Source organism: Kitasatospora albolonga (assembly GCF_039535905.1).
Classification (GTDB): Bacteria; Actinomycetota; Actinomycetes; order Streptomycetales; family Streptomycetaceae; genus Kitasatospora; species Kitasatospora albolonga.
Genome location: NZ_BAAAYB010000075.1, coordinates 33,908 through 56,723, shown reverse-complemented (window position 1 = coordinate 56,723; position 22,816 = coordinate 33,908). Strand labels below are relative to the sequence as shown.

The 22,816-nt window shown below is 65.1% G+C and carries 8 protein-coding genes; 3 read left to right on the top strand and 5 right to left on the bottom strand.

The features are described from left to right. Positions 1 to 5,061: 5,061 nt before the first annotated feature. Positions 5,062 to 5,781, top strand: a complete 720-nt coding sequence (locus ABD946_RS18210; RefSeq protein WP_345284827.1) for a helicase-related protein — start codon at positions 5,062 to 5,064, stop codon at positions 5,779 to 5,781. A gap of 1,460 nt (positions 5,782 to 7,241) precedes the next feature. Beyond that, positions 7,242 to 7,577 (top strand): hypothetical protein, encoded by a 336-nt coding sequence (locus ABD946_RS18205; RefSeq protein WP_345284825.1) that lies wholly within the window; start codon positions 7,242 to 7,244, stop codon positions 7,575 to 7,577. Between the two features lie 4,961 nt (positions 7,578 to 12,538). On the opposite strand, the gene ABD946_RS18200 is transcribed toward ABD946_RS18205, so the two are convergent. Beyond that, positions 12,539 to 13,807: a TolB-like translocation protein gene (locus ABD946_RS18200; RefSeq protein WP_345284823.1), complete on the bottom strand. Its 1,269-nt coding sequence runs from the start codon at positions 13,805 to 13,807 to the stop codon at positions 12,539 to 12,541. Between the two features lie 197 nt (positions 13,808 to 14,004). Between ABD946_RS18200 and ABD946_RS18195 the strand changes: the two genes are divergently transcribed. Next, the gene (locus ABD946_RS18195; protein ID WP_345284822.1) at positions 14,005 to 14,646 is read left to right on the top strand and encodes a hypothetical protein; all 642 of its coding nucleotides are present in this window, start codon (positions 14,005 to 14,007) and stop codon (positions 14,644 to 14,646) included. 399 nt (positions 14,647 to 15,045) lie between these two features. Here the strand turns inward: ABD946_RS18195 and ABD946_RS18190 are convergent, their stop codons facing one another. From ABD946_RS18190 to ABD946_RS18175, 4 genes are read right to left on the bottom strand one after another with little or no spacing between them, the layout of a single operon-like run. Then, on the bottom strand, positions 15,046 to 16,146 hold the full coding sequence (locus tag ABD946_RS18190) for a hypothetical protein (protein WP_345284820.1): 1,101 nt from the start codon (positions 16,144 to 16,146) through the stop codon (positions 15,046 to 15,048). Further along, positions 16,143 to 18,026 carry a DrmB family protein gene (drmB, locus tag ABD946_RS18185; RefSeq protein ID WP_345284818.1) on the bottom strand — a complete coding sequence of 628 codons (1,884 nt, stop codon included), beginning with the start codon at positions 18,024 to 18,026 and terminating at the stop codon, positions 16,143 to 16,145. Before drmB ends, ABD946_RS18190 begins: the two co-directional genes overlap by 4 nt. Before the next feature lie 5 nt (positions 18,027 to 18,031). After that, the gene (locus tag ABD946_RS18180; RefSeq protein ID WP_345284816.1) at positions 18,032 to 21,190 is read right to left on the bottom strand and encodes a helicase-related protein; all 3,159 of its coding nucleotides are present in this window, start codon (positions 21,188 to 21,190) and stop codon (positions 18,032 to 18,034) included. Further along, positions 21,187 to 22,803: an NERD domain-containing protein gene (locus ABD946_RS18175; protein WP_345284814.1), complete on the bottom strand. Its 1,617-nt coding sequence runs from the start codon at positions 22,801 to 22,803 to the stop codon at positions 21,187 to 21,189. The genes ABD946_RS18180 and ABD946_RS18175 overlap by 4 nt, the downstream gene beginning before the upstream one ends. Between the last annotated feature and the right edge of the window lie 13 nt (positions 22,804 to 22,816).

Below are 22,816 nucleotides of genomic sequence, written 5' to 3'. Positions count from 1 at the left end.
GGTCGGGGGACGGCGCCCGAACCAGCTCCTCCTCGTCGGGGGCCCAGAGTCCACCCGGCTCTTGGCAACCGACATTCACCCATGTCGACAGCCTGTTCTGGTTGAGGGTGCGCGGCCTTATACAACCTTTGCCAGCCGCCCTGCCCTGGGCAGTCCACCCTCTTCCGCTTCGAACTCGGCTGATCAGACCGGCGAGGAAGGCCCATGTACGATGTCAGGCACGCGCTCTAACAGCGATCACCGCCGTTACACACCATAGATCGCCTCGTCACGTCGCGTCGGTGCCGCTGGCTGCCCTGTAGTTCATCACTCAAACGACCACTACTGACCAGCGACTCCTCGCCACGAGCCCCGCACGTCGAGGCCGGAACAGGAAGAAGTCGGTATAGTTGCAAGATCTGTCAGTGAGGGTGGGGTGAGAGTTGATGCGGATCATCCCTGAGTGAGATCTCGAACATGCAGGCGCATGCCAGGGCGCCGCAGAGCGCGCGAGCGTCTTCGCGGCGCTCAAGCGATCCCGCGAACGCCCAGAGCGTCGCGTTGCACTCGCGGTCCACCTCCACGACACGCCGGAAGCGCGCGTCCGTGAGATCGACTTCGTCTGTCATCACATGCCCGTGACAGCGTTGCTCCTCCTTCATCGAGTCAAGCGGCGGCCGCGCCGATCCGCCGAACAGTGACGGTCAGTGGTACTACGGGCGTCCGGAGGTGCCGATGAGCACGCCTGCCGTGAGAGCCTTTCGGCCCAGAGCCAGAGCGCATGCACAGCGTAATAACGCAGCAGTGTCAGCTCGGCGCGAGACGCGTCGGCAGATCGCATACGCACCCTCAAGGTCCCCGAGCGCGATACCCGGTGGATCACGCGCGACATCTCGACGACCGCGACGCACCGCACTTCTCTCATCCTCCTGATTCGAGCCCGGCCGAGTACCTGCGGCAGCAGGCCTACGACAGCGGGCGCTGGGCCTCGTGCTGAGGGCATGCGCCCGAGGCCACCCGCTTCTGGCGCACACGCAACGATGTGAAACGTACCGTGTCGTCGCATGACCGTGCAGAGAAGATTATGCTCAAGTGCGCGTGATACGACCCGACTTCGCACCTGGGTCGTACCGAACCGAGCGCCCCACGACTCGACCAAGAGCTGCGGACGTGGACCTCGAGCAGTTTCGCATCACCGAGGAACAGGCTGGACAGGACGGGCTACATGAGCTTGCCGGAGTCGTAACCCACCGTCCTCGATCTGGACGGAGGCGCCGGCACCGGCAAGACCTTCACTAGCGAGCTGAGGCTAGCACGTACGCAGCTTCTCCGCACACCGGCCAGCGTTTCTTCTCATCACGCCGTGAGCCCACCCTGACCACCCACCTGCGCCGCAGATCCTCTCCGACACGCCGGCTCACCGTCCTGACCGTGTATTCGATCGGTGGCAGGAGCGTCCGGAGTCGGACCTTCGACCACCCCATGATCGCTCGACGAAGCCAGGACCTGATGACGCTCGGACAATCATCCCTCGGTGTCACTGCGACAGGTCTTGGTCGACGGAGGGCGGGACTCTGAACAAACAAAACAGATGGCCCTAGGTGGCAATCTTCATGCTGAGACGGCATGAACAACCAGGTGCTCGCTCGAGCGTACGACCTTCGACCCCGAGGCGTGTGGACTATCACTGCCAGCCAGCGACACCCCGTACGGGCCTATGAAGCGAGCAACTGTCCGCACACAACACCGTGCTTAGATCGTCAGGGAAGTCAGGCGTACACGGCGCCGTACCTCGGTGTCGCGCCTCGGCCGGTGAAGGGAGCGCACCCTTGTTCGCAGAACTGCATCCAGGATGTCCGAAGACGAGGCTGCGCTCCTCGATGCCCTACAGCTCAACGACCTACCTGGAGCCGGAGATCGCCCCACAGGACATCACACTGCCTGTCGGTCGCATGAGCGACCTGGGAGTCGGGCTACACAAGCCGCCTCTCCAGCGTGCGCTCCAAGATCGAACGCCTTCACACCGAGACGTGGTCGGCTCCACACGTACCAGGCGCAGACTCACCTGCGTCCGTAATGACCGTCGCCGGCTTCAAGGCGACACTGAGAACACCACGTCGTCTGATCTCATCGACCTCGAGCCTCTCGCATCCGAGCACCTGGACGCTCGGCTCAGACAGCGACTCTACGTCCAGCCTGTAACCAGCGGGCCCCGCGCCCAAAGCTCTGCGAGATCGCCAATGCCGGTCCGACCAGGCGTCCGTCAGGAAGAGGCTCTCGGCGATCTGCGGGCATGGACGCTGATCACGCGAGGCGGGTAGCACCGCAACGTGACCGACGCCAGCAGCCGCGTCGCTCGATACCACCACCGCGGACACCATACGTCTCCTATCTTCGCCGTACAACTGGTCGGTCTTCGGCCCGAGGAGGAGAACACATTGTCGATCGCCCTGCGACTCGCCGCTACCTGCATGACGACACCCCACGCTGTACCCGCGTGTGTTCCTAACCATGCTCGATACACTGCGAGGCCCGAAGCGGGCTAGAGCTGTGACGTAGAGCGTCGACGAGTACGAGGCCGCGGTCGTGGCAGCAGAGAGCGTACTGAGCTTCGCCGACGATCCGCGTCCGCCAGAGGCCAACGCCTGCGCTCCACTCCTCACACGAGCCCTCGCTTCTACTCTTCTCACCCGATGCCACAGTCGTGGGATCGAGACCTCGATGAGTCACTGCGATGGCCTCGCGCTACCTGACGCTCACGTGAAGGCAGGGCACGACGACGCAGCTGGAAGCGCACCAAGCGCCCGGCTCACTCGACGACCGTGTGAGACCGTGGCAGCTCGGCACCCTCCGATTACTCCGATTTCCTGCTGAACGCGACACGGCCTGCTCCACGTACGCTGGGCCCGCCACCTCGGCGCCGGTCACCATTCGTCACCTGCGTTGCTGTGTCCACAGTGTCGCACAGGAGGAGGGAGCGTCACACAAGGACGCGGTTAGCGATGCTGCATGCTCTGTCAGGTCTCGCGCTCCGCGACCCACACGAGCGACGTGCCCACACGTGCTCGATACCCGAGCACTCGCTTCCGCAATTCTCAACAGCCGGGACAGAGAGGAGCAGGAGCTGGCGTGTCTCAGTACCGCGGCACCTCATCACCCGCCTGCAGTGGGCCACGGAGGTGCCAATGTCGTGTGCGGAAGCGACAGCTCGGCCGCTGACCACTCCTGCGTACGGAGCGTGATGCCGGACCAACAGGTCGCTCGCACACATCAAGTCCCCGACGGCAGGGACGCTAGCCGGCTCCTCAACCTCGGACCTCGCTACACTGTCTGAATCGACACGTCACGGTCGCACAGCCGCATCTACGGGACGGGCACTGAACTACTCTGGTTCATCCTCGGGTACGGCAAGTGGTTCGAGACCCAGCGACCAGTCCGACAAGACCGTCTGAGTCGTATGCCGAAGCGCGGTGAGGGCCGCCGCTCAGCAGCCGGCGCTCGCCTGCGCACCGGACTCGCGGCGCGGCGCGCATCGACGGATGGCGCTAGCCGGAGTGACCGCTGCCTCCTTACGTCGACGCCCACCGAACGTGGCCGGACAGCCTCGCCGGCCAAAGCGGTACGTATGCGCGCTCCAGATGCACTCCACAGCCGAGACCGAGCTGCAGCCAGCGCAGCAGAGTCGCAGGAACAGCGACGTCGGCTCAGCTCACCAGAACCTCCAGCCGGACTACGCCTGGCACCCGTTTCAGCTGCGCGCGCCTACTTCCTGCTCGTGCGTCGAGAGTCTGATGCATCCCGAGACCACGAGGACCGACGGACGGTCGCCCTCATCTGGTTCCTCGACGCGGCTTGGTGAAAGACCGACGAGACCTACGCTGCACTACTATCTCGCCTGTTGTTTCGAGATCCTCCGCCGTCGCTCCAGTACGGCTCTTTGTCGGGGCCAGCGTGGCACTGCCCCGTCGTACTCCGGCTACTGAGCCGGTACATCGCTCAGTCTGTTGACCACGCAGCAGATGTTCCAGCGCAACAGCCACTGCGAACTGCGCGCTGGAGTACATCAGAGCCGGACAACGACGGTGGGAACTGCGCCATGACCCGCGCGCAGGAACACATCAGTATCGGGAAACCGTGCCCCTATGGGCTTCACGGCCACTGGAGACGCCACGCCCCACAGAGCTCTTCCGCGACCGGACCGAACAGGAAACATCGACGCACGCCTGAAGCAGTCGCGCCCGAGCCGATGACACCGCTTCTCCGATGAGAGCGCTGCGCTGGTGCGGGATACCACGCTTTTAATAATATTTATTTACTACCGAGACTCGTCCGGAACGCAGCGGTCAGGGCCAGGACTTCGCCATCTCACGCGGACGGGGTGCATGAAACCTGGTTCTTCTTTGTCGCGCCAGTCATGTGCGTCTTCACGACCGGCTGTCCCGTCGCCGTGTGGTCGAGCAGATCTATCGGGAACCCGCCGACGTTCGTGCTAGGCACCGTGGACAAGTTCGCCCGGCTGGCTTGGGAGTCCGAGGCCGGCAACCTCTTCGGCAGGAACGCAGGCGAGCGCCGTCCTTGTGGATCCAGGACGAGTTGCACCTGCTGGCGGGTCCCTGGGGCCACGGTCGGTCTGTACGGAGTCCGCCGTCCTCGAACTCTGCTCCTGGCAGGGCCCACGGACCGAAGGTCATCGCGTCCACGGCGACGATCCGGCGCTCGCAGGACCAGATCCGAAGCCTCTATGCACGTCCCGTGCAGCTTTTCCCGCCTGCGGGTCTCGTGGCGGGTCACTCCTACTTCGCCTCACCCGACACGAAAGGCCCGGGCGCCTGTACGTCGGTGTGATGGCACAGGGCCACACCGCTTCCACTTCGCCGTCCACGTGGGCGCCGCTGGCCTCCAGGCTCCGATGGACCTGGGGGACGACGAGGCACGGCGAGATGCCTACTGGACCATGGTGGCCTACCACAACAGCCTCAGGGAACTCGGCCGGACCGTCACAATCGCGAGGGACGACATCCCGGCCCGACTGGAACACCTGACCAAGGACGACTCCGACGCCGCCGCTGGGACGACGACTCGGTGGTCGAACTCACCAGCAACGTTCCGCGAGCCGAGCAGCCGCGGCTGCTCGATCGGTTGGGAAGGCGGTTCGGGGAGAAAGGCAGTGTCTCCTTCCTCGCCACCACCAACATGCTGTCGGTCGGTGTCGACGTTCCCCGACTCGGCCTGATGCTCATGAACGGACAGCCCAAGACGACTTCCGAGTACATCCAGGCCACCAGTCGTGTGGGCCGACGCGACGTACCAGGACTGATCGTCACGTTGTTCCGATCGACCAAGCCTCGCGACCGCTCCCACTATGAGTCGTTCGGTGTCTACCACCGTTCGCTCTACCGGCACGTCGAACCCACCAGCGTCACCCCGTGGTCGCTCCCTCCCCGCGATCGCGCTCTGCACGCCGTGCTCACCATCCTCGTGACGCCCACTTGGGATCGGGCTTCGCCGCCGAGAATAGGTGCCGTGAGAAATCTGAGACACATGACGAGTCGCCCGGATCCGTGGATCTCATCATCGCCACGGACGGCGTGCCGACCCAGACGAGGCGAAGCCACGCGAGCACCTGGACCGGCGGATCGACGAGTGGCAGTCAGGAGCGAGAGAGCGCGCGGGTCGACGTGCGCGGCGTGCTGTAACTATCCGTCCGCCCCAGGGCCGCACCTTCAGCTCCCTCCTGACCGACTTCGGCAAGCAGGAGGGTCTGTGGGAGACGGCCCAATCGATGCGCAATGTCGACCGTGACTGCCTCGTCGTCGTCAGAGGAGCTTGAACGCTGTGAAGGACATCCGTCGCAAGGTCCGCAGGACACAGACCATCGTTCCGTTCGGGGTCGGCGGGATCATCGATCTCCGGGGCGAATCGTTCGTGGCTGCGACAACGGAGCTGGGCCAGGAGCGCCGAACCGGTGGACTCACCCCGGCTCGCGGCGAAGCTGCGAGTGGACGGATTCCGTTCGGCCCCCGTCATCCCGGCAGGGAAGGCGGCCTACACGAGCCGCAACGGACCGACGTACGTGCGTTTCCCGAGTGGCTCTCTGCCCCGTCTGCCGGGCAATGGCGTTCCTGGATAGACCATCAACTCGAGGAGAGGGACCGATTCCCACCTGTGGGCGGCTGGACGTGGCAGGCGAAGCTGGCGCCCAAGCGTTTTCATACCAGGTCTGATCGCGCGCGGCCACCTAAGGCCGACATCACTGGTTCCAGCTGGGCTCATTCGGCGCGCGAGAGGCGACGATGCAGCGACAGTGATTCGGTCGGCCAGCTCCGCTTCCTACGCAGCTACGTCCCACGAGTCGTCCGGTCTCGCAGCCCTGCACGTCGTGTGCGAGCACCTGCCACGCCCGGGGAGTCTACGCGGAGATCCAGCGGGTGAGGCCACAAGAGCGTCCTGCGAGTTGGGGATGAACGCTGTCCTGCGGAGACCCTACCCTTGGGCAGGACGAGACCCGACGAGACCACGGTTTCCTGCGAGGCGGACGCCTCGGCTGAGCACAGTCGCGGTGCTGCAAACGTCCTACTTACTGGTCGTTGCCCACTCCGCGATCGACATCCGGGCCCCGAGCGGCCCGTCGGAGCGACGACCCCGCGGACCCCAAGCGGTCGATCACAGCAGCTTCTGGCCCAACTACCGAGACCACACACGGCAGTCCGATCGCCGACCATTTCCGGCATCATCGCTGCCGAGTCAGGGTCTCGGAGAGGTTGTCGAAGCAATCGGGCGCCGCACCAATCGAGCAGGGCGACCCCGTCGTGTCGCCGTTCGCGCTCGGACGAGGCACCTCAGCATCCGGCCGCATGGGCGCCTTCTCCGTCTCCGGAGAGTCTGTGCCCGGGTCGAAGAGACGTTCTCCGGTCGCCGGACGCGTGTCACGACGTCGACAGCACCGGTCCCGTCTCTCGATGCAGGAGCTGGACAGACGGTCGGCCCAATCCGTCGTCGTGGCGGACACGAGTAGGCGCTGAGGCTCGGCGCTCGAAGGACTGCTCCCGACTACGAACCCACTCCGCGACCACGACGAGGGCGGTCGAGCTGTCCTCACGGTCGACCCGCGAGGCGGGCGAATGGCTTGCACCGACCGTGGAGACGCTGACGGCTGGATGGGAGTCTTCGTCTCCACTGGAACGACAGGATCCGCGCGTGGCGCGCCTAGGGAGCGACTGAGTCGAACCGTCAACTGCCTCTGCGAGCCCGACGGATCGAGCGTGGGAATCTGGTACGCTTCGTTCAAGGTAGACCGGCTGAGAGGACACAGTCGCGGACCGTTGCGTGCTGCTAAAATGGCGAAGTGCCAGCGCTTCGTCGATGTGACCTGTGCCATGGCACGCTGGCCCACCACTTCATCCGTCAGCTCGTCCTACGACAGCGGCTACAACGCGCGCATCCTGCGAGAGCGTGTCTCTGCCCGGAGCATCCCACAGGACAGCACGTATCCGCCGCAGGCCGGCGTGTTCATCTACACGGCCGCCGGGGACGCCGAGGGGACGCTCGGCGGGCTCGTCCGTCAGGGTCGGCCACCGTATCTGGGGGAGAGACTCTGACTCGCCTGCTCGAATCAGCCCAGTGTGTTCGCAGGTCCGCTGTGCGCCGACTCGACGGCCGGTCGCTGGCCAACCTGAAACCGCGCGGCGTGCCACGCGTGCACCTTGCTCCCGGAACCTGCTGCGAGATCGACAACTCCCTCCTGGACCGGACTCTGCTGATCGGCGACAACGAGGTTCCCGGCTTCTTCCAGGAGGTTCTGCGGGCGCCCTGCTGGAGTCGGCCGAGGCAGTAGAAGGATCATGACATTCCTTCACTGCTGGAACTCGGTGGCGACCAGCGCGCAGTGGTCGAACTGCCGTTTCGGGGAAACCACGTCGTCACCGGTCCTCCTGGCGGAGGAAAGACTGTGATGGCCGTCTACCGTGCTTGGGCACTGGCCACGGCCGGTCGAGACGTCGTCCTCCTCACCCGCTACAACTGCTGCACCAGTACATCGTGCAACTGGCCCCGAGCTGACCGGGACGCCACGCGTGACCACGTGCGCCCGGTGGCTCAAGGCCTTGTGGCGGAGAAAATTCGAAAGCGAACCGCCACGGTCCGCCGAGGACGAGCGGTGCTACGACTGGGTCGAGATGCAGCGGAGCTGCGTGTTGCGGGGCGTCGGGGTGATGGCACACTCGTCGTCGACGAAGGCCAGAATCTACCGCTCGGCTTCTACCGCCTCTGCCGCGTCCTCGGTGTCGACGTCACAGTCTTCGCGGACGAGAACCAACGCATCGGCACTGAGGAGACGACGCTGTCCGAGATCTGTCGAACACTCGGCGCGCCCGGCTGCTCCGATGGAATTGCGAGAGGATCACCGGAGCAGCCGTGAGATCGCCAATGCTGGCGTCGGAGTTCCGCGTGGAGGACCGAACCGGGTTGCCCTTGCCGACGCGTTTCCGGCAGCCTGCCCGTTGTCATGCCGATTCCGTCCCTCGAAGGTCTCCTCACCGGAATCGTGCAGTACTTCAACGCCCATAAGGACCGAAGCATCGGAATCATCTGCAGGTCGGTCCAGATGATCCGAGAGATCCAGGCGGGCTGCGTCCTCCCCGTGGGCTCGATAAAAAGACCCAGGCGTACGTCTTCGACGACCACTACCGCAACTCCATGGACTTCTCGACCCATCCCATCAGAATCGTCAGCACGATGAGCATGAAGGGCCTGGAGTTCGACAGTGTTTTCGTTCGACCTGGACAGCTACACGGAGGACCCGACTGGTGTCGAGGCACGCCTCCGCTTCCTCGTGCTCTGCACCCGAGCCCGCGAGGATTTGCACTTCGCTCATCGTGGAACTCATGAACCCCCATCACGGCAGCGGTCCCCGACGCCCTGCTGGCACGTCACCACGGTTGACAGCGCCCGTTCCCTCCGGCTCTCTACCAGAGCCGTACGGATTGCCCTGGAAATCGATGGCGAGCAGCACCTCGTCCGAAGGCGACGTTACGTCTCCGCACCTGTTACTTGAGGATGGTCGCCGAGGACCAGGCTCTCCGGCTCCTCGCGGTTTCCGCTAGACGCTTCTCACCACATCTCATCGTCAAGGACTCGAGTGTGCATGGTGTGTAAATGATCTTCCACGCGCCCATAATCTGAGCAGGTCAGAGGCATGTTCGATCAGAACTACGACCTTGTAGAGGCGCTTTCGGGCTGCTGGGACGCAGTTCGCCGTGACGTTTCCGCAGTGCAGGGACTTACTGTGTCTGCGGAAATGCATTATCGTGGGGCAGTGGCCGTGCCCGTTGCTGCGGCTGCCACTTCCGAGGCTCGCTTCGGCCTTGTTGGGGGAAGCGGTCCACGCGGGCGGTGTGAGTCCCAGCCGCGAGGAACTCGTCGCGTGCCCGGACCTGCGAGGAGGACCGCGTCGGGCGTGCGCGGTCGTCCGGGTCCGGGTCGGTCCTGAGCGGAGCTCGAGGGGTTGTTTTTTTGATGGTATAGCGCGACTGTATGTGGTGGCCGCGGGATTAGTCGGTGGTTGTAGCTGAGTGGTCTTTTGGTGCCTGGTGCGGTGTTCTCGGCGGATTTCGTTACGGTGACGGAAGGCGTGCCGATATTTCGGCATGGTTATCGTCGGGCATGGGAGCGTGGGCGTTTCTCCGTCCTAGGTTCATGTGACCGCGACGACGGGCTTTGGCGTGCTCGGCGGGTCGTCAGGCTTTGTTCGGGTCAGCGGGAGCCTGTCTCTCCGGCGTGTGGGCGTACCTCGCGTCCGTACTGGGGACGCTGATCAAGTATGTGTGTCGGTGTCGGGGAACGAGCCCACGCGGCAGTCGCCGACGGGGCAGCGGGCTGTGGGTCGGGGATCCTACATCTATGACATATCGAGGTTGACTGCCAGCTCCTTCTGCTACACGCTGCGAGTCTCCGGTCGGGAGTCGCTGCTAACTATACACCGGCATGGCCGCCTATTACTCTCTTCTCGGCCGGCGCACCTTGTCCATTGTGTGTATCGCCAATCTCTACACGCTAGCCCGTGCCATACTATGTATTCTCGTTAGACTCCACGCTTACGGCAGGAAAAACTCATCGGGCAGCCAGTAGCAGTAAAGGCTACGCCCGTGATTTCCTGTTGTGACACAGAAACGTCAGACACCACTTGGCGGCAATGTTCTAACAGTAGCCTTCCAGTGAGGGTTTTTACGTGCCAAAGTATACTCATCATACTCGCATAGGGCACTAATTCCGCAGGTATATGCGCGTCTCAGGTGAGGGCCCGTCGTCTCCCACGAGCGGCTAGACACGATTCTGCACATGTAGTAGTGTTGTTCGATCACGTCTGATCTGGTGTACCACCGTTTTGCGTGTTCTGTATTTGCTCGTTGTTTTTACAGCGCTCCGGGAATGGTACACTTCCATCGTGTCGGTGGCCCAAGCGCGTGGTTTAGCGGCGGGTCTGTCCGGTTTGGAGCGGTTGTGTCGCTTGTCATCCAGCGGCTGCCGTGTTTTGGTGGACAGTTTTTCTTTCTTCTCGTGGGAGTCCGAAGCCACGGTTGGTGCGGGTTGCTGGGATTCCCACGAGCGTGGGCGCAGTATGCGGGCAGCCAGGTTTGCCGTTCTTCGGGCGCCGGGGAGAGGGTCTACGGTCGATGCCGTGTATTGGGTGTTGGTTCCTTGTGATGGAGTTTGTATGACACGGGGTACGGCTCGTGGCATTTATTCACGGAGATCGAGCGCGTTCCTTCCTTTGCCTCTGCGTCTTGTTGTCTGACCGTGGGCGACAGATTGCTGTCGGACTAGTGCGCACTCCCTTTTGCAGGGGGTTGGTTAGCTTTACCGTGTGCGGGATTCCTGTTCATGATGTCTGGATGTTGTCACCTAGTGCCACGACGGGCGGGCGCCTGTGGGTCTATCGCCCCGTCGTGACCGCTGCGACGGCGGCCAGCGCGATTCTGCCGGATGAGCATAGTGTAACATGTGTTCGTATTCATGTTCGGGTCTGCGGGCAGTCCTGCGTGCGGGCCGAGGGAGTGAACACGGGTTGTCACACGCGCTGCGCATACGGCGGTTGGTCGCCATGGTTCGGCCAACCATGGCCACGCTCTTGCTATATTACAGTTGGGGCCTTACTCTTCATGCGTGTTCGCCTCACCGGGAGCGCGGACGGTGACGCGCCGTCTTTCGCATTTGATCCGCATCTCGCGTCCTGGCTGCACGGTACACGCGCTGATGTTCCTTACTCGACTTGCACGACAGGTACACGAGGCACCCAACGGTTCTTCTATGTTATGTATTGGACTCGGCCTGCCACCTTTCGCGATCTTTATCCGCATGCGACAAAATGTCCGTTACGCGCAATACGTGGTAGGTCTTGTTCCGAGTTTATCTCGTTAATGCCGAGTTGATGTCCGCACGGACGCTGTCGGCCCTCGCATCCAAGACACCTAGTGTCATTTCTTTATCACGTTTATTAACGCCAGTGCTGTGTGTGACTCGAGACAGATGGCCAGTCCTGGACTGTGTTTGGTCCCACAACCCCTGGATCACTTCTGCACGAGCGAACCGTGTTGCTCGTTGCTCTCTGTGTCGGCATTATGCTTTCTTACTACCCATTGACGGTTGTCCATATTGCTAGAGCGTATTTGGATGGTATGTCAGAGCTTGGTGCTCTTAAGACCGGCAGCACAGGCGCGCCAGTTAACCTTGGGGCCCGGCCGACCTGCGCTCGCGTGTCGTTATCACCCGGCGTGGTAGAGCTCCTCACCCCTCCCACTCACGTGTGTGGTTGGTCTGCTCCTGACTCCTAGTGCTGACCGACGCCGCGACGGCGGACATGGACACTATGCGTACACGCCAAGGAGCTAGACTGTGCTCCAGCCGACCGCGTTGAGTACCCATGCTGTTCCAGGCGTACAACGCACTCGAGTGTTACCACTTGAGAGTTGCGCGACCCCAGTGCTGAGGCCAGGCCCTCGTCTTAGGATTTCCCATGACGGCACCCGCGACTATGGGATGTCGACGATGACCTGCACTGTACGCGTTGTGAGGATGGCCGATTCCCGTTCTTATTCGGATCACGAGCATTCGTCCGTATTCCTGATACTACGGGTCGCGGTTCAACAGATTTCGGACGTGTCCGAGGGCGACGGCGATTTCCGGCCATCTTAAGTCTTCCATGTCGAGCTGATACTCGTGGCGCTGACGTGGCCGTTCGCGCGGATGTGTAGCACGAGTGGATTGTCGTTGACGTGGTTTTGCATGTTGTCGTTTGTGCGGTGTTCTCGTCCTGCCTCGTGTACGGATTCAGCACCCACTGTGAGTGTGTATATATCTCTTCCTCGTCATATGTACCTCCGTTTTGTTCGTTGGTGTTGTAGATGAGATCTACTTCTACGTGTGATAGCTATTTGCCATCATCAACAATCACATTTTCACTATCACTACTTTGCCTTGACATTAATTCTGTCAAACGACGCCCTCGGCTACCTCCCCACCCACGTCGCCCACGAGTACCAGCTCGACCTGGGCTGAGGACCGGTCACGCGCCCTCGGCCGTCATCTTGTTGACCGCGGCCCGGAGTCGGAGCCAGCTCGGATCCGTCGGGTCGGCCTCCTCCACCGTCGACAGGTCATCGTCCTCCCAGGTCCGGGTGCCGTCGGTCAGGACGAGGCCGGCCTCCGGGTCGCCCTCGGCGGGAACCTCGGAGGTGGCCGCCAGGAACGCGGCGACCGCGGCTCCGGCGAGCTCCTTGCTGTCCACGGTGGCCGCCGCCGTCGCGGCGTCGGTCAGCACGGAGAGCAGGAGCAGCCCACCACCATCGGTGGCGGTGAGGAGCTCGCCCGCCGGGGTCGCCGCGAGCGCGGTCAGCCGGGCCCCGGGCGGGCCGCCGTGCTCCGTCGTGGCGCCGCTCTCGACCTCCACCTCGAGCAGGGAACCGTCGGGAGTGGCGATCCAGAGCACGCCCGGGCGCTCGGCGAAGGCCAGGTTGTACCCCGCCCAGGACTCCATCTGCGCGAGCCACCCGGGCGGATACGGGAAGCCGGGGTCGGGGTCGCCCAGCGGCGCGGACAGCACGCGCCGGAGCGAGGGGAACGCGAAGACCTCCACGTAGTTGCCGTACGCGTTGCCGCGGATCGCGAAGTGGCGGCCGTCCGCGCTGAAGACCGGGGCCTCGTAGCCGTCGCAGTCCAGGATCAGCGCGTGCCGCAGCCACCTCATCGCGGACGGCGCGTCACCGTCGCCGCTCCCGGTGGAGGCGAACACGCAGAAGGTGGCCCCCTGGTCACTGGCCAGGGTGGCCACCAGCCCGCCGCCGGGATGCACCGTGACCCCGGTGTCCCACCTCGGCCCGCCGCCGACGGCCCCGGACCCGAGGTCGATCACGTCCGAGCTCTCCCAGTCCTCGGCCCCGTCCCGGTACGACGGCGAGGCCCACAGCGCCCGCCCGTCCGGACTGAACGCCAGACAGCGGTACGAGGAGCCCCCACCGATGACGGACACCCCGTCAGGAGTCCACTGCCACAGCTCTTCCCCCGTCGCCACGACCAGCAGCGCCCGCTCCGGATGCCACGCCGCCGCCGGCATCAACTCCATCCGGTCCCACCCGACGGCATCGCCGTAACCCTCGTCCCCGGCGCCCACGAACCCGAGCTCCCGCAGCTGCGCCCCCTCGTGGTCCCACACCCGCACCACCGGGCGTTCGGACTCCCACACGGCCACCAACGGCAGCCGCGGATGACACACCAACCGCTCCACCGAAGACCCGCCGCCGACCAACGCCCTTGCCACGACCTGGAGATCCGTCACGCCGACACGCTAACCAGCGTCACCGACAGCGGCACCCCGACGGCGATCGAGCCCTCGGGGCCCGGGCACCCACCTCCGCAGGTCCTGCGAACGCCCGGTGCGGATGATCGTTGCCGACCTCCTGGAGGCGCTGGGAGACTGGCGCCATGGTGTCTGACGTTTCGTCACGGTCCCGAGCCTGTCGCGCGGCGCCCGAGGTGGTCCTGCCGGAGCGGGTCGACGGGGATGGTGGACGGCTGCGGGAGGAGTTCAACCAGGCGGTGCGCCGGCCCGAGGAGTTCGGCGGCCTGCCGGAGGTGGCGCGCCTCCTCGACCGGCTCGCAGCGGGCGAGCGGCGTCCCTCGGGTCAGGTGTGGATCCCCGACACCAACGCCCGCCTGGCCCCGTCGGCGCTGCTGCGGGGCTCGTTCCCCGACTCCGACACCTACGTGATCGCGTCCCAGTACGGCGAGGACGCCCACCGCCGGGGCTGGCTCCGGCTGGACCGAAGCCTGACGCCCGCCGAGCACGCCGCCGTCGTCGACCGGGCCGTGACCTGGACGGAGAGCGACCGCTCCCTGCCCGACGTCCTGGCCGAATTCGGCCCGCCGTCCGTCACGTTCGGTCCGCCGGACCCGCACCGGCCCAAGACCCTCAGCTACGCCACCGACGATCCCGCGGCCCCCGTCGTCGCCTTCCACCTCGGCTCCGCGCGGACCGACCCGGACCCGGACGACCGGACGCCGCCCGACGCGGTCCTCCTCGCGGTCCGGGTCCGCGACGAGTTCCTCGGCGGCTGGGAACTCACACCGACCGGCGTGGACCGCTTCCACCAAAGGCCGGAGCGAGCCTCGGAGTGAGCGCCGCAGCACGGGCCGGCCACTGCCCCACGACATGCATTTCCGCAGGCCAGGAGAGTCCCTGACCTGCGGAAACGTCAACGGGCCCGAACTGCGTCCAGCAGCCCGGAGGCGCCTCTACAGGTCGTAGTTCTGATCGAACATGCCTCTGACCTGCTCAGATGATGGGCGCGTGGAAGATCATTTCACAACCAGTGCACACTCGGAGTCCTTGACGATGAGATGTGGTGAGAAGCGTCTAGCGGAAACCGCGAGGAGCCGGAGAGCCTGGTCCTCGGCGACCATCCTCAAGTAACAGGTGCGGAGACGTAACGTCGCCTTCGACGAGGTGCTGCTCGCCATCGATTTCCAGGGCAATCCGTACGGCTCTGGTAGAGGAGCCGGAGGGAACGGGCGCTGTCAACCGTGGTGACGTGCCAGCAGGGCGTCGGGGACCGCTGCCGTGATGGGGGGTTCATGAGTTCCACGATGAGCGAAGTGCAAATCCTCGCGGGCTCGGGTGCAGAGCACGAGGAAGCGGAGGCGTGCCTCGACACCAGTCGGGTCCTCCGTGTAGCTGTCCAGGTCGGGAACGAAAACACTGTCGAACTCCAGGCCCTTCATGCTCATCGTGCTGACGATTCTGATGGGATGGGTCGAGAAGTCCATGGAGTTGCGGTAGTGGTCGTCGAAGACGTACGCCTGGGTCTTTTTATCGAGCCCACGGGACGCCAGCCCGCCCTGGATCTCTCGGATCATCTGGACCGACCTGCAGATGATTCCGATGCTTCGGTCCTTATGGGCGTTGAAGTACTGCACGATTCCGGTGAGGAGACCTTCGAGGGACGGAATCCGCATGACAACGGGCAGGCTGCCGGAACGCGTCGGCAAGGGCAACCCGGTTCGGTCCTCCACGCGGAACTCCGACGCCAGCATGGCGATCTCACGGCTGCTCCGGTGATCCTCTCGCAATTCCATCGGAGCAGCCGGCGCGCCGAGTGTTCGACAGATCTCGGACAGCGTCGTCTCCTCAGTGCCGATGCGTTGGTTCTCGTCCGCGAAGACTGTGACGTCGACACCGAGGACGCGGCAGAGGCGGTAGAAGCCGAGCGGTAGATTCTGGCCTTCGTCGACGACGAGGTGTGCCATCACCCCGACGCCCCGCAACACGCAGCTCCGCTGCATCTCGACCCAGTCGTAGCACCGCTCGTCCTCGGCGGACCGTGGCGGTTCGCTTTCGAATTTCTCCCGCCACAAGGCCTTGAGCCACCGGGCGCACGTGGTCACGCGTGGCGTCCCGGTCAGCTCCGGGGCCAGTTGCACGATGTACTGGTGCAGCAGGTTGTAGCGGGTGAGGAGGACGACGTCTCGACCGGCCGTGGCCAGTGCCCAAGCACGGTAGACGGCCATCACAGTCTTTCCTCCGCCAGGAGGACCGGTGACGACGTGGTTTCCCCGAAACGGCAGTTCGACCACTGCGCGCTGGTCGCCACCGAGTTCCAGCAGTGAAGGGAATGTCATGATCCTTCTACTGCCTCGGCCGACTCCAGCAGGGCCGCCCGCAGAACCTCCTGGAAGAAGCCGGGAACCTCGTTGTCGCCGATCAGCAGAGTCCGGTCCAGGAGGGAGTTGTCGATCTCGCAGCAGGTCTCCGGGAGCAAGGTGCACGCGTGGCACGCCGCGCGGTTCAGGTTGGCCAGCGACCGGCCCGTCGAGTCGGCGCACAGCGGATCCTGCGAACACCACTGGGCTGATTCGAGCAGGCGAGTCAGAGTCTCCCCCAGATACGGTGGCCGACCCTGACGGACGAGCCCGCCGAGCGTCCCCTCGGCGTCCCCGGCGGCCGTGTAGATGAACACGCCGGCCTGCGGCGGATACGTGCTGTCTGTGGGATGGCTCCGGGCATAGACACGCTCTCGCAAGGATGCCGCGTTGTAGCCGCTGTCGTAGGACAGCTGACGGATGAAGTGGTGGGCCAGCGTGTGCAGCATGACGAAGCGCGGCAGCAGCACCGGTCCCGACTTGTCCCTCAGCCGGTCTACCTTGAACGAAGCGTCCAGATCCCGCTCGATCCGTCGGGTCCAGAGGCGGACCGGTTCGAGTCGCTCCCAGGCGCTCACGCGGTCCTCGTCCAGGGAGACGAAGATCCCTTCGCCGTAGGTCTCCACGGCGGGCAGCCATTTCGCCCGCCTCGCGGTGTCGACCGAGACCAGTCGACCGCCCTCGTCGTTGTCGCCGGAGTGGGGTTCGTAGCGGGAGAAGCCTTCGAGCGCCCGGACCTCGCGCACCTTGTCCGCCACGACGACGGAGGCGACCGTCTTGTCCAGCTCCTGCATCGAGAGCGGGGCGGTGCTGTCGACGTCGAGACGCGTCCGGCGAACGGAGAACGTCTTCGACCCGGGCACAGACTCCGGAACGGAGAAGGCCGCCCATTCGGCGATGCTGAGGTGCTCGTCCGAGCCGAACGGCGACGACGGGGTGCCCTGCTCGGAGGTGCGGCGCCCGATTGCTTCGACAACCTCCTCCGAGACCCCTGACTCGGCAGCGATGATGGCCCGGAAATGGTCGGCGATCGGACTGCCGTAGTGGTCTCGGTAGTTGGGCCAGAAGCTGCTGTTGACGACCGCTTGGGTCGCGGGGTCGTGCTCCGACGGGCCGCTCGGGGCCGGGATGTCGATCGCGGAGTGGACGACCGGGAAGTAGACGTTGGCAGCACCGCGCTGTACTGCCTGAGGGGTCTCCTCGCAGGAAACCGGCTCGTCGGTCTCGTCCTGCCAGGGATGGGTCCCGCGGCAGTTCATCCCCAACCTCCGCAGGACGCTCTTGTGGCTGATCTCCGCGAGATCCCGCCGGGCGTGGCAGGTCTCGCACACGACGTGCAGGGCTTCGAGACCGGACGACTCGGGGGTGGCGAGGAAGCGGAGCTGGCCGGACCGACACTGTCGCTGATCGTGCCTCTCGCTCGCCGAATGAGCCCAGCGGAACCAGTTGATGTCGGCCAGGTGGCCGGCGCGACAGACCTGGATGAAACGCATGGGCGCCAGCTTCGGCCTGCCGGGGCAGCGCCCACAGGTGGGAATCCGGTCCTTCTCCTCGAGTGAGGTCTTCCAGAACGCCATTGCCCGGCAGACGGGGCAGAAGAGCCACTTCGGGAAACGCACGTACGTCGGTCCGTTGCGGCTCGTGTAGGCCGCCTTCCCTGCCGGGATGACGGGGGCCGAACGGAATCCGTCCACTCGCAGCTTCGCCGCGAGCCGGGGTGAGTCCACCGGTTCGGCGCTCCTGGCCCAGCTCCGGGTGTCCGCAGCCACGAACGATTCGCCCCGGAGATCGATGATCCCGCCGACCCCGAACGGAACGATGGTCTGTGTCCTGCGGACCTTGCGACGGATGTCCTTCACAGCGTTCAAGCTCCTCTGACGACGACGAGGCAGTCACGGTCGACATTGCGCATCGATTGGGCCGTCTCCCACAGACCCTCCTGCTTGCCGAAGTCGGTCAGGAGGGAGCTGAAGGTGCGGCCCTGGGGACGGTAGTACAGCCGCCCGCCGTCGCCCCGCGCGCTCTCGGCTTCCTGCTGCCACTCGTCGATCCGCCTGTCCAGGTGCTCCGCCGTGGCTTCGGCCTCGTCTGGGTCGGCACGCCGTACGTGGTCGATGATGAGATCCCGGATCCGGGCGACCTCGTCCATGTGCTCCAGGATTTCCCCGGCCCTATTCTCGGCGGCGAGCCCGATCCCGTGGCGCACGAGGATGGTGAGCACGGCGTGCAGAGCGCGATCGCGGGACGGGAGCGACCACGGGGTGACGCTGGTGGGTTCGACGTGCCGGTAGAGCGAACGGTGGTAGACACCGAACGACTCATAGTGGGAGCGGTCGCGAGGCTTGGTCGATCGGAACAACGTGACGATCAGTCCTGGTACGTCGCGTCGGCCCACACGACTGGTGGCCTGGATGTACTCGGAAGTCGTCTTGGGCTGTCCGTTCATGAGCATCAGGCCGAGTCGGGGAACGTCGACACCGACCGACAGCATGTTGGTGGTGGCGAGGAAGGAGACACTGCCTTTCTCCCCGAACCGCCTTCCCAACCGATCGAGCAGCCGCGGCTGCTCGGCTCGCGGAACGTTGCTGGTGAGTTCGACCACCGAGTCGTCGTCCAGCCGGCGGCGTCGGGAGTCGTCCTTGGTCAGGTGTTCCAGTCGGGCCGGGATGTCGTCCCTCGCGATTGTGACGGTCCGGCCGAGTTCCCTGAGGCTGTTGTGGTAGGCCACCATGGTCCAGTAGGCATCTCGCCGTGCCTCGTCGTCCCCCAGGTCCATCGGAGCCTGGAGGCCAGCGGCGCCCACGTGGACGGTCGAAGTGGAAGCGGTGTGGCCCTGTGCCATCACACCGACGTACAGGCGCCCGGGCCTTTCGTGGTCGGGTGAGGCGAAGTAGGAGTGACCCGCCACGAGACCCGCAGGCGGGAAAAGCTGCACGGGACGTGCATAGAGGCTTCGGATCTGGTCCTGCGAGCGCCGGATCGTCGCCGTGGACGCGATGACCTTCGGTGCCGTGCCCTGCCAGGAGCAGAGTTCGAGGACGGCGGACTCGTACAGACCGACCGTGGTCCCCAGGGGACCCGCCAGCAGGTGCAACTCGTCCTGGATCACCAAGGACGGCGCTCGCCTGCCGTTCCTGCCGAAGAGGTTGCCGGCCTCGGACTCCCAAGCCAGCCGGGCGAACTTGTCCACGGTGCCTAGCACGAACGTCGGCGGTTCCCGATAGATCTGCTCGTCCACCACGGCGACGGGCAGCCGGTCGTGGAAGACGCACGACTGGCGCGGACAGAAGAACCAGGTTTCACCCCCGTCCGCGTGGATGCCGAAGTCCTGGCCCTGACCGCTGCGTTCAGGGACGATCTCGGTACCGCACCAGGGGCAGCGCTCCAGCAGGAAGCGGTCATCCGGCTCGGGCGACTGCTTCAGGGTGTCGAGTTCCTGTTCGGCGGCGGAGATCCTGTTGGGCGTCGTCTCCTGGCCGACCCAGAGCCCGATACTGATGGGTTCCTGCCCGAGGTCATGGCGCAGCCCACCGTCGTGTCCGGCTCTGATGTACTCCAGCGCGCAGATCGCAGTGGCTGTGCGCTGGAACTGCTGCGTGGTCAACAGACTGAGCGTGTACCGGCTCAGTACCGCGGTGCCACCGCCCGCGACACCGTACTGGAGCCGACGGCGGAGGATCTCGAAACAGGCGGTGAGCAGGTAGGTCTCGGTCTTTCCACCACCGGTCGGGAACCAGATGAGGTCGACCGTCCGTCGGTCCTCGTGGTCCGGGATCATCAGACTCTCGACCACGAGCAGGAAGTAGGCGAGCTGAAACGGGTGCCAGGCGTAGTCGGTGGGAGGTTCTGTGAGCTGGACCGCGTCGCTGTTCCTGCGCCTGCGACTGCCTGCCAGCTCGGGTCGGCTGTGGAGCATCTGGAGCGCCATAGCCCGGTTGGCCAGGCGGAAGGCTTCCCGGGCCCGTTCCCCGGTGGGCGTCGACGAAGTGAGCGCGGTCACTCCGGAGGCCATCCGGTCGAGCGCCGCGCCGATCCGGGCCAGCAGACGCCCGGCTGGAGCGGCGGCCCACCGCGGCAACGACTCGGCTTCGGACTGCTGGGTCTCGAACCACTTGCGGTACCCGAGGATGAACGAGTTCAGCCCGTCCCGTAGATCCTCGACCGTGAGGTCGGGATTCGACAGGTACGCGAGGTTGAGGACCGGCAGGTCCCGGGGGCCGTCGGGCTTGATGTGTGCGACGACCTGTTCCGGCATCACCTCCGTACGCAGGGTGGTCACCGGGCCGGAGCTGTCGTCCCACACGACAGCACATCCGTGGCCCACTGCACGGGTGATGATGTGCCGGTACTGGACACGCAGCTCCTGCTCCTCCTCGTCCCGGCTGTTGAGGCGGGTGCTCGGGTATTCGAGCACGGTGCCGTCGCTCGTGGTGGCGCGGAGCGAGACCTGGAAGAGCATCAGCTCCCGGTCCTTGTGACGGCTCTCCTCCTCCCTGTGCGCATTGGACAGCACGCAGGTGACGAGGTGACCGGCGCCGAAGGTGCGCCAGCGGACGTGGAGCAGGCCGTGTCCGTTCAAGCAGGAAATCGGAGAATCGGAGCCGAGCTCCACGGTCTCGGTCGTCGAGAGCCGCCGCTGGCGCTTCCAGCTGCGTCGCCCGCCTTCACGGAGCGTCAGGTAGCGCGAGGCCTCGCAGACGATCTCGATCCGACTGGCATCGGTGAAGAAGGAGAAGCCGAGGGAGGAAGGGAGCCAGGCGTTGGCCTCGGCGACCGGATCGTCGGCGAAGCCGTCCTCCTCGCCCGACCCGGCCTCGGACTCGTCGAAGCTCTCCTCACCCTCGGCCACCGCGTGTTCGAGCATGGAGGAACCACGCGGGTACAGCGTGCCCATCAGGTAGCGGCGGTCCGGCGGATCGACAATGTGTTCCTCCTCCTCGGGCCCGGGGCCGACCAGTTGACGGCGAAGATAGGAGACGTAGGTGTCCCGGTGGGTGGAGAGCGACGGCTCGGCGTCGGTCACTTCGGTGCTCCCCCTCGCGTGATCACGGCCATCCCCAGATCGCCGAGCCTCTTCCTGACGCCTGGTCGGCATGCGACCCAGAGTTGGGCGCGGGCCCTGGTACAGGCGACGTAGAGCGCGTCGAGCCGGCCGTCCAGGTGCTCGGGCTCGAGGTCGATGAGACAGACGACGTGGTTCTCGTGTCCCTTGAAGTCGGCGACGGACGACCAGGTGAGTCTGCGCCTGGTACGTGTGGAGCCGACCACGTCGGTGAAGCGTTCGATCTTGGACGCACGCTGGGAGAGGCGGGCGGAGCCCGACTCCCAGTCGCCTGCGACCGACAGCAGTGTGATGTCCTGTGGGGCGATCTCCTGCTCCAGGAGGTCGTTGACGTAGGCATCGAGGAGCGCGGCCTCGTCTTGGACATCCTGGACGTTCTGGAACAAGGGGCGCTCCCCTTCACCGGCCGAGGCGACACCGAGGTCGGCGCCCGTGTACGCCTGGACCTCCTTGACGATCTGCACGGTGTTGCGGCAGTTTCGCTTCATAGGCCCGTACGGTGTGCCCATGCCCAGCAGGAAGTCCCACGCCTCGGGGTCGAAGGTCGTCGGAGCGAGCACCTGGTTGTTCTGGTCCAGCATGAAGATCCACCGGCCCTGTTCGAGCCCGCCCGTCGACAGACCGTCCAGGACACCGAGATTGTCGAAGGTCATCAGGTCCTGGGCTTCGTCGACGATCAGGTGGTCGAAGGTCCGACTCCGGACCTCCGCCAACCGATCGAACGGCAGGACGGTGACCGGGTGGTCGGAGAGGATCTGGGCCAGGTGGGTGGTCAGGGTGGGGCTCACGGCGGTGAAGAGAACGCTGCCGGTGGCGGAGCTGCGTCGTGCAGCCTCAGCTGCTAGGAAGGTCTTGCCGGTGCCGGCGCCTCCGGTCCAGACGAGGCGGGGGTTCGACTCCAGCTCGTCCAGCCTGTCCAGCTGTTCCTCGGTGAGGCGCTCGAAGGCCACGTCCAGGTCGGTCAGTCGGGCGCGCAGGTTCGGTACGAGGTCGAAGTCCGGGCGTACCGCCTTGAGCATCTTCTCGCGCAGCGACGCCGGTACGGGGGTTTCCCCCCACCAGTTGCGTGTGCGCCAGAAGCGGGTGGCCCGGGCGATGCCCTCAGCGAGCCCGCGCCCGCTGTCGTAGGCCTTGCTGCCCAGGTACTGCCCGGGCTCGAATTCGGTGGTCCGGTCGAGGTCGATGTCCGGCGTGATCACCAGGTATCCGCTCGGGACCTTGAGGGTGCGTAGATCGCCGACGCGCTCGCCGAGCTGCCGCTCGAACGCGTGCATGCCCCCGCTGGCCTGGGCGAAAGGGCTCTCACCGGCGTGCTCATCGGCACCGGACGGCCCGTAGTACCACTTACCGTCCTGTTGGCGGACCCGGCCGCCCTTGACTTCGATGAAGAGGAGCAGCTCCGGCATGATGACGACGAAGTCGATCTCACCGACGCGCTTCCGGGCGTGTCGTGGGAGGTGGACCGAGTGCAACGCGACGCTCTGGGCGTCCGGGATCGCCTTGAGCGCCGCGAAGACGCTCCGCTCCGCCCGGCTGCGCGTGCTGTTCGAGATCTCACTCGGGATGATCCGCATCAACTCTCCCCAC

What these genes read in the sequence shown, in the direction of transcription:
- ABD946_RS18175 (WP_345284814.1), bottom strand. Translation starts at nt 22,803, where the DNA reads ATGCGGATCATCCCGAGTGAGATCTCGAACAGCACGCGCAGCCGGGCG.
- ABD946_RS18190 (WP_345284820.1), bottom strand. Translation starts at nt 16,146, where the DNA reads ATGACATTCCCTTCACTGCTGGAACTCGGTGGCGACCAGCGCGCAGTG.